The sequence below is a fragment of the Protofrankia sp. CiP1_Cm_nod1 genome, from assembly GCF_920888515.1.
Classification (GTDB): domain Bacteria; phylum Actinomycetota; class Actinomycetes; order Frankiales; family Frankiaceae; genus Protofrankia.
In genome coordinates this window covers 1-7,161 of record NZ_CAKKTM010000428.1, presented here as the reverse complement: position 1 = coordinate 7,161, position 7,161 = coordinate 1, and the positions used below count along the sequence as shown (strand labels likewise).

Sequence of the window (7,161 nt, the reverse complement as noted above, 5' to 3'; positions counted from 1 at the left end):
GGCCCGGGCGGCCTCGTAGGCGGTGACGTCGCGGGCGGCCAGCGCGCCCGCGAGCGCGGCCAGCTCCGGAGCGGACGTCCCGGTCCTGGCCGCCGCCAGGTAACGGCCGTGGATGCGGCTGAGATCCGCGGTGGCGGCGGCGGCGCGTTGCCGCCACCGGACGTCCTCGAGCGCGGCGGCGAGATCCCGGCAGGCCCGGGCCCCGGTGAACGTGACACCGAGAGAGCCGCCGGCGGCCGGGGTGCCCGTGACGGCGGTGCCCGTGACGGCGGTGCCCGTGACGGCGGTGCCCGGGGCGTCCGACGTGCCAAAGGCGCCGGCGGCGGCGGAGGTGTTGGCAGCGCCGAAGGAGGCCAGGACGCCGAGGACGCGGTCGCGCGCGCCGCGGGCGTGGTCGACCGCGGCGAGGGCGCCGGCCAGATCGTGCAGGCGGGCCAGGCGCACCTCGGGGGCGGCGTCGGGGTCGACGTGTACGTCCACCAGCGCCCAGGCGCTGCTCGCCGTCTCCAGGCAGACCTGCGCGGTCAGTCGGGCGAGTACCACGTCGAGCAGGTCGGGGGTGCGCGGGGGGATGCCGTCGACAGCCGCCTCCGTGAGCAGGGGAGCCGCGTTCTTCTGGGCCTTCGAGGGGAAGACGGCGCGCAGGCCGTGGCCGGCCGCCAGGTGGGCCCGCAGCGCCTCACCGTGGGCGAGCAGCACCTGCGCGCTCGCGGGCCCCCGCTCGGTCAGCGCGGGCAGGACGACCGTGTGCAGCCCGACCCGCTCGAGCGCGCCGGCGGCCTGCTCGACGGCCGGCGTGGTTGAAGCGATCTTCTCCCACAGCACGGCGTCACGGCCGGCGAGGGCGTCGTCGAGCGCCGTCTGCACCCACGCCCAGCGGGTGTGATGGCCCGCCACCAGCGCCAGGGCGTCAGTCAGCTCCGCGGCGGCCGCCCGCAGGGCGTCCACCCGCGCCGGGGACAGCCCGGCGAGCCGGTCGGCGAGAGCGGCGACCGGCTCGCCAAGGGTGGCCGCGCTGTTGTGGGCGACGGAGGAGGCGGCCTGCTCGGCGGCCAGCAGCTGGCGGATCGTGCCGGTCGGGACCAGCAGGTCCGGATCGGTCGGGTCCTGGGCGAGCCGGTGGGCCCGGGCAGGTGTGCGGGAGCGCAGCACGGCGAGCAGTTCGGCCGCCTCGGCGGCGTCCAGGGGTGCTGGCGGCGGCCCGCCATACTCGCCGCGGCTGCCGCGTCCACCGTGGTCGTTGTAATCGTTGCGACCGCCATGACCGCCATGACCGCCATGACCGCCGCTGGCGGGTGTCGGGCCGTGCCCGCCGGCAGCGCCATCGCCGCCGCGTCCCCGGTCGCTGTCGGTGATATTGCCACCGGCGCTGGCGCTGTCCTGACCGGCGGCGGGCCAGGGCACGGGGGTGGGGAGCCAGCCGTGGGCGGCGTGCTCATCCCGCACCCGGGCCGCGATCCGGGCCAGGGTGCCCTCCCAGCCCGGCGCCACATCGTCGCTGCTGTGGTGGACGCCCTCGGCCGCGCGCAGCCGCTGGATCAGTTCGGCCAGTTCGGCCCGGCGTGCGACGGCGTCGTCCCGCCGGGAGCGCAGCCGCGCGATCCGCCGGTCGTGGTCGTCCGGCCGGAAGGCGGCCTTCTCCGCCGCGAGCGCGCTGATGCTCACCGCGAGCTCGGTCGAACCGGTGTCGTCGAGGTCGGTGAGCGACACGCACAGCCGTTGCAGCTCCGGGGGCATCTTCTCCCGCAGCACCCGCAGCGCCTGCGCCTTCTGGCTGGTGACCAGCACCCGCTTGCCCTCGGCGAGCAGCGCGGACATCAGGTTGGCGATCGTGTGGGTCTTGCCCGTCCCGGGTGGCCCTTCCACCACGACGCCGTTGTCCCGGCGCAGGCGTTCCATCACGTGGGCCTGCTCCGGGTTCGCCGGCAGCGGGAACAGCGGCGCGGTGTCGCCCGGGCCGTCCCCGCCGGGCGCCGCGTCCCCGGCAGGCAGCACGTCTCCGGCAGGCACCGTGCCCGCGGCCAGCCAGGCCAGGCGTTCGTCGGCCTCCAGCGTCTCGACCAGCTGCACCAGGCCGAGCGGGGGCGGGCTGTCGCCGCGCAGCGCGTCCAGCATCTGGTCGTAGTAGTTCAGCAGCGCCGCCCGGCCGCGGGCGCGCAGCACCAACGCCGGGGCGAACGTCACCTGCGGGCGCGGGCCGGGCCGCGCCGCCGGCTGCCAGGACGGCGAGTAGCCGTCGGTGGACACGTCCACGGCAAGGGTCAGCCAGTCGCGCAGGACCCGCTCGTCGTCGGAGCCGAGGGAGACGGCGGGGCGGCCGCGCAGCCGCTCGTGCAGCGCGTTGGTCCGTTCCGGCCGGAACGCCGCCACCCCGTCGAGCAGGCTGCTGTCCTCCAGCCGGGTTGTGGCCTCGGCGGGCAGCCGCAGGCGGATGGCGGAGCTGGCCGCGTCGATCTCCACCAGCAGCCTGGTCGCGAGCAGATGATGACGGACCTCGACAGCCGCGGGTGGGCCGTCCGTCGCGGAAGGCCGCCCGCCTGTCACGGACGGGCGTGCCGCCGCCGGGCCGAGCGCCGGCCGGCCCGGCATCGTTGCCGATGTGATCGTTGCCGCCGGGTCGAGCGAGGGCATGCCGGTCGCGGACGGGCCGGGCGCGGCTGCCGGGCGCGCCGTGGACGCCGGTCCCGACGCCGACGCCGACGCCGATGCCGACGTCGGGACCGGGCTCGGGACCTGCCAGGACAGCAGGCCGGTGCAGAGCACCAGCTCGAGCGCGTCGCCCTCCTGCGCCAGGCGCTGGGCCACCGTGTGCAGGACGTTGTGCAGGGCCCGCCGGTCGGCGTCCGCGCGGGCCCTGGCCGCCCAGATCCGCCAGGCCGGCAGCCACTGCGCGTAGGCAGCCCGGATCTCGGGCGCGTCCGCGAGCCGGATGGTTTCGGTGATCTCGCGCTGGATGCCGTCCGGCCGTAGTTCGACGCGGGTCCGTGGGCCGATCTCGCGCAGCGGCGGGAACTCCTCGACCGGCTCGCCCGGCTCGGCCATGACGACCCAGTCGGTGAGCGGGCCGGGCAGCGCCGGCGGTGGTGGCAGTGCCGCCGCGGCGGGTGCGGCGAGCAGCACCTCGCCGGGGCCGGCCTGCTCGAACAGGGACAGCCCGTCCGGGAGGTCGTCGAGCCACACCACGGCGGGATGCTCGTCGACCGTGGTGACCCGCGGCGCCTGGGCCAGGGCGATCTCCCGCAGGAACCGGACCAGCCGGTGGCACCGGTCGGTCAGCGTGGCCCGGCGCCGGTCGTCGAGGTGGTACTCCGCGCGGAGCGGCCCGGCACCGCTTTCCGCACCGGGCTGTTCCCCGCCGGGCTGTTCCTCGCCGGGCTGTTCCTCGCCCTGCCGCCCCGCTCGCCCCGCGCGACGCTGCCCGCCGCCGAGCCGCTCGTCGCCCCGGCGCTCGCTGTCACGGCGCTCGTCGGGGCGATCAGCGTGATGGTGCCCGTCGTGATGGCGCGGCTGGCGAACCGCCGTCTGATCGGTCATAGTCCCCTCCGGATGCGACCGCCCCCGAGGGCTTCCTCCGATGGCCGGATGCGCACACCGGCGGACACATCCCGTTGCGGCAGTGCCCATAATGACGCGTCCCACTGGGATGCGGTCATGCCGGGTGGCGTCGCGGGCGGGCACGGGCGGCGGGAGCCGGCCGGGGGGAACCTGTCGAAGGGGGGCCGATGGCCCGGCCCGGCGGGCCGCCGCGTGTGCGAGCGCGCGGGTGCGACAACATACCCAGCTGTGAGCTCACGGTTTCTTGCGGACCTGCACATCCACTCCAAGTACTCACGGGCCTGCAGCCGCGACTGCGACCTGGAGCATCTTGCCTGGTGGGCGGCGCGCAAGGGGATCCAGGTGATCGGCACTGGAGACTTCACCCACCCGGCCTGGACGCAGGAGATCGTCACCAAGCTCGTGCCGGCCGAGCCCGGCCTGTTCCGGCTGCGCCCCGACCTTGAGGCGGACGTGCTGCGGGCCCTGCCCGCGTCCTGCCGGGTGGCGACCCGGTTCATGCTCTCCACGGAGATCTCCACGATCTACAAGCGGGGGGAGCGGACCCGCAAGGTCCACCACCTTCTTTACGCCCCGAGCACCGACGCCGCGGCCCGGATCACCACGAGCCTGGCGAAGATCGGCAATCTCACCGCGGACGGGCGTCCCATCCTGGGACTGGACTCGCGCGACCTGCTGGAGATCACCCTTGGCGCGGGCGACGGCTGCTACCTGATACCGGCCCACGTGTGGACGCCGTGGTTCGCTGTGCTGGGCTCCAAGTCCGGTTTCGACGCGGTCGAGGACTGCTACGTCGACCTGGCCGACCACATCTTCGCGCTGGAGACCGGCCTGTCCGCGGACCCGCCGATGTTCTGGCGGCTGTCCGGGCTCGACCGGTTCCGCCTGGTCAGCAACTCCGACGCGCACTCCCCGCCCATGCTCGGCCGGGAGGCGACCGCGTTCACCTGCGACGTCGACTACTTCGCCATGCTCGCGGCGCTGCGCACCGGGGACGGGTTCGCCGGCACGATCGAGTTCTTCCCCGAGGAGGGCAAGTACCACCTCGACGGCCACCGCAAGTGCAACGTCCGCTACGAACCGAGCCAGACCCGGCAGGCGGACGGGCGCTGCCCGCAGTGCGGACGGGCGCTGACCGTCGGCGTCCTGCACCGGGTGGACACGCTCGCCGACCGCGCCGAGGGGGTCCGCCCGCCGACCGCGGGCGAGGTGCGCTCACTGGTGGCGCTGCCCGAGGTCGTGGGGGAGATCCTCGGGGTCGGGCCGAAGAGCAAGGCGGTGGCCGCGCAGGTCACGGCGCTGGCCACCCGGCTCGGCCCGGAGCTGGGGATTCTCGCCGAGGTGCCGCTGGACGCGATCGCCGAGGTCGGCTCGTCCGCGCTGGTGGAGGCGATCCGCCGGCTGCGGAACGAGGAGGTGATCCGCGAGGCCGGGTACGACGGCGAGTACGGCGTCATCCGCCTCTTCCGTCCGGAAGAGCTCAGCTCGGACGCGGGCACGCTGTTCGACCTCGCCGCCGGCACGGCAGCACCGCCCGCCGACGCAGCGGCATCGTCCGCCGGTGTAACGGCTCCGCCTGCCGGCACAACGGTGCCGGGCGCCACCGCAACGGCACCGGGCCGCGCAGAGCCGGGCCGCGCAGAGCCGGGCGGCACAGCGGAGAAGGCGGCGGGGGAACGGGCAGCGGGGGAGAAGGCAGCGGCCGCGGGCGGCTCCCGAGCTCGCTCCGCCCGTCGGGCAGGCCGCGCCGTCCGTACCGCGCTGGCGCCGTCCGTGCCGGCGCCAGCAGGCCGGCCGGCATCCTTATCCGCGGCCCCGTCCGCGGTGGGCAGCACCGCGGTGGACAGCACCGTGGATTCATCGGGCACGCCGGATCCGGCGTGCCCGGCTCCTCGGCTGCGTGTCCCGGCCGCCGACACGCCCCCCTCCGGCCCGCCCGCCGCCGGCCCACCATCCTTCGACGCGCCCGCCGCCGGTTCCGTGACGGGCGTGCCCCTCCAGAGCGCGCCGCTTCCGAGCGCGCCGCCCGAGATGCCCGGCTCGTCCGTCCTGGCCGCTCTCGACGCCGAGCAGCGTGCCGCGGCGGCCGTCACGAACGGCCCGTTGCTGATCGTCGCCGGGCCGGGGACCGGCAAGACCCGCACCCTCGTCCACGCGATCGCGTACCGGGTGCGGGAGTGCGCGGTGCCGGCCGAGCGGTGCCTGGCGGTGACCTTCACCCGGCGGGCCGCGGCCGAGCTGCGTGAACGGCTCGACGCGCTCATCCCCCAGCAGGCGTCGCGCGTCTTCGCGACCACCTTCCACGGCCTGGGGCTGCGGATGGTCCAGGAGCAGCACGCCCGGCTCGGCCTGGGGCCCGGCGTCACGGTCGCGGACGAGGCGGTGCGCGCGCAGGTCCTGCGGGAGGCGCTGGCCGGCACGGCGTCGGGGGCGCGCAACCTGGAGCGGCTGCGGCGCGCGCTGGCCGGGCTGCGCCGTGCCCGCGCGCTCGGGGAGCCCACCGACGGGCACGAGCTGGCCGTGCTGGCGCGGGAGTACGACCGCGGGCTGCGCGCGCGCAACCTGGTCGACCTCGACGACCTCGTCCAGCTGCCCGTGCTGGCGATGCGGGAGCATCCCGAGGTCGCCGACGAGTACCGGGCGCGCTGGCAGCACGTCTGGGTCGACGAGTACCAGGACGTCGACGAGCTGCAGTACGTCCTGCTGACCATGCTGGCCGGGCGCTTCCGCGACGCCTCGCCCGCCCGGTCGGCGCGGTCGGTGCCGTGGCAGGCCGCGTCACCGGAAGCACCGGAAGCACCGGAGCCATCGGAAGCACCGGGGGCGTCGGAGCCATCGGAGGACGTCGCTGGCGGGGATTCCGCCGCCGACGGCGCGACCGGCGCGTGGCCGGCGGCGAACCTGTGCGCGATCGGCGACCCGGACCAGGCCATCTACTCCTTCCGCGGCTCCGACGTGGGCTTCTTCCTGCGTTTCCGGGACGATTTCCGGGACGCGGAGGTGGTGTCGCTGACCCGCAACTACCGTTCCACACCCATGATCGTCGATGCCGCCGTCCGCCTGATCGAACCGGCCACCCTGGTGCCCGGCCGGACCCTGCGCGCCGTCGGGCACCATCCGCGCAGCGCCCCGGTGCTGCTGCGCCGTACCGCCGACGAGGCCGACGAGGCATCGGTCGTCGTGGGCCTCATCGATGAGGCCCTGGGCGGCACGTCCTTCCACGCGCTGGACACCGGCGTGGACGGGACGGAGCAGGCCCGGCTGTCCTTCTCCGACATCGCGGTGCTCTACCGCACGGCCCGCCAGGCCCGGCCGGTGATGGACGCCCTCGACCGGCAGGGGTTCCCCTTCCAGCGCCGGTCCCACAACCGGTTCGCGGACACCCCGGGCGTCGCGTACCTGCTGGAGCTCATCGGCGACGACACGCCGGCCGGCGGGATTCCCGCGCCTTCCCCGCTCCCGGCAGGCACCGCGATCCCGGCGGGGACGGCACCGGCCGGCCCTCCGGTAGGTCCGACGCCCACCGGGCCTCTCGTGGGCGCGGTGCCGGCGCGGGGCCGCGGCGTTCTCGCGCGGCTGCGGACGGCGGCCCAGACCGCGCTCGAG

General features: G+C 75.8%; 2 protein-coding genes. One reads left to right on the top strand and one right to left on the bottom strand.

Annotated elements, in window-relative coordinates; genetic code table 11:
* Positions 1 to 3,534, bottom strand: a 3,534-nt coding sequence (locus NBX02_RS19450; protein WP_250292500.1) for an AAA family ATPase, incomplete at its 3' end; no start/stop codon positions are given.
* A 249-nt stretch (positions 3,535 to 3,783) separates the two neighbouring features.
* On the opposite strand from NBX02_RS19450, the gene NBX02_RS19445 reads away from it, so the two are divergent.
* On the top strand, positions 3,784 to 7,161 hold a 3,378-nt coding region (locus NBX02_RS19445), incomplete at its 3' end, for a UvrD-helicase domain-containing protein (protein ID WP_250292498.1).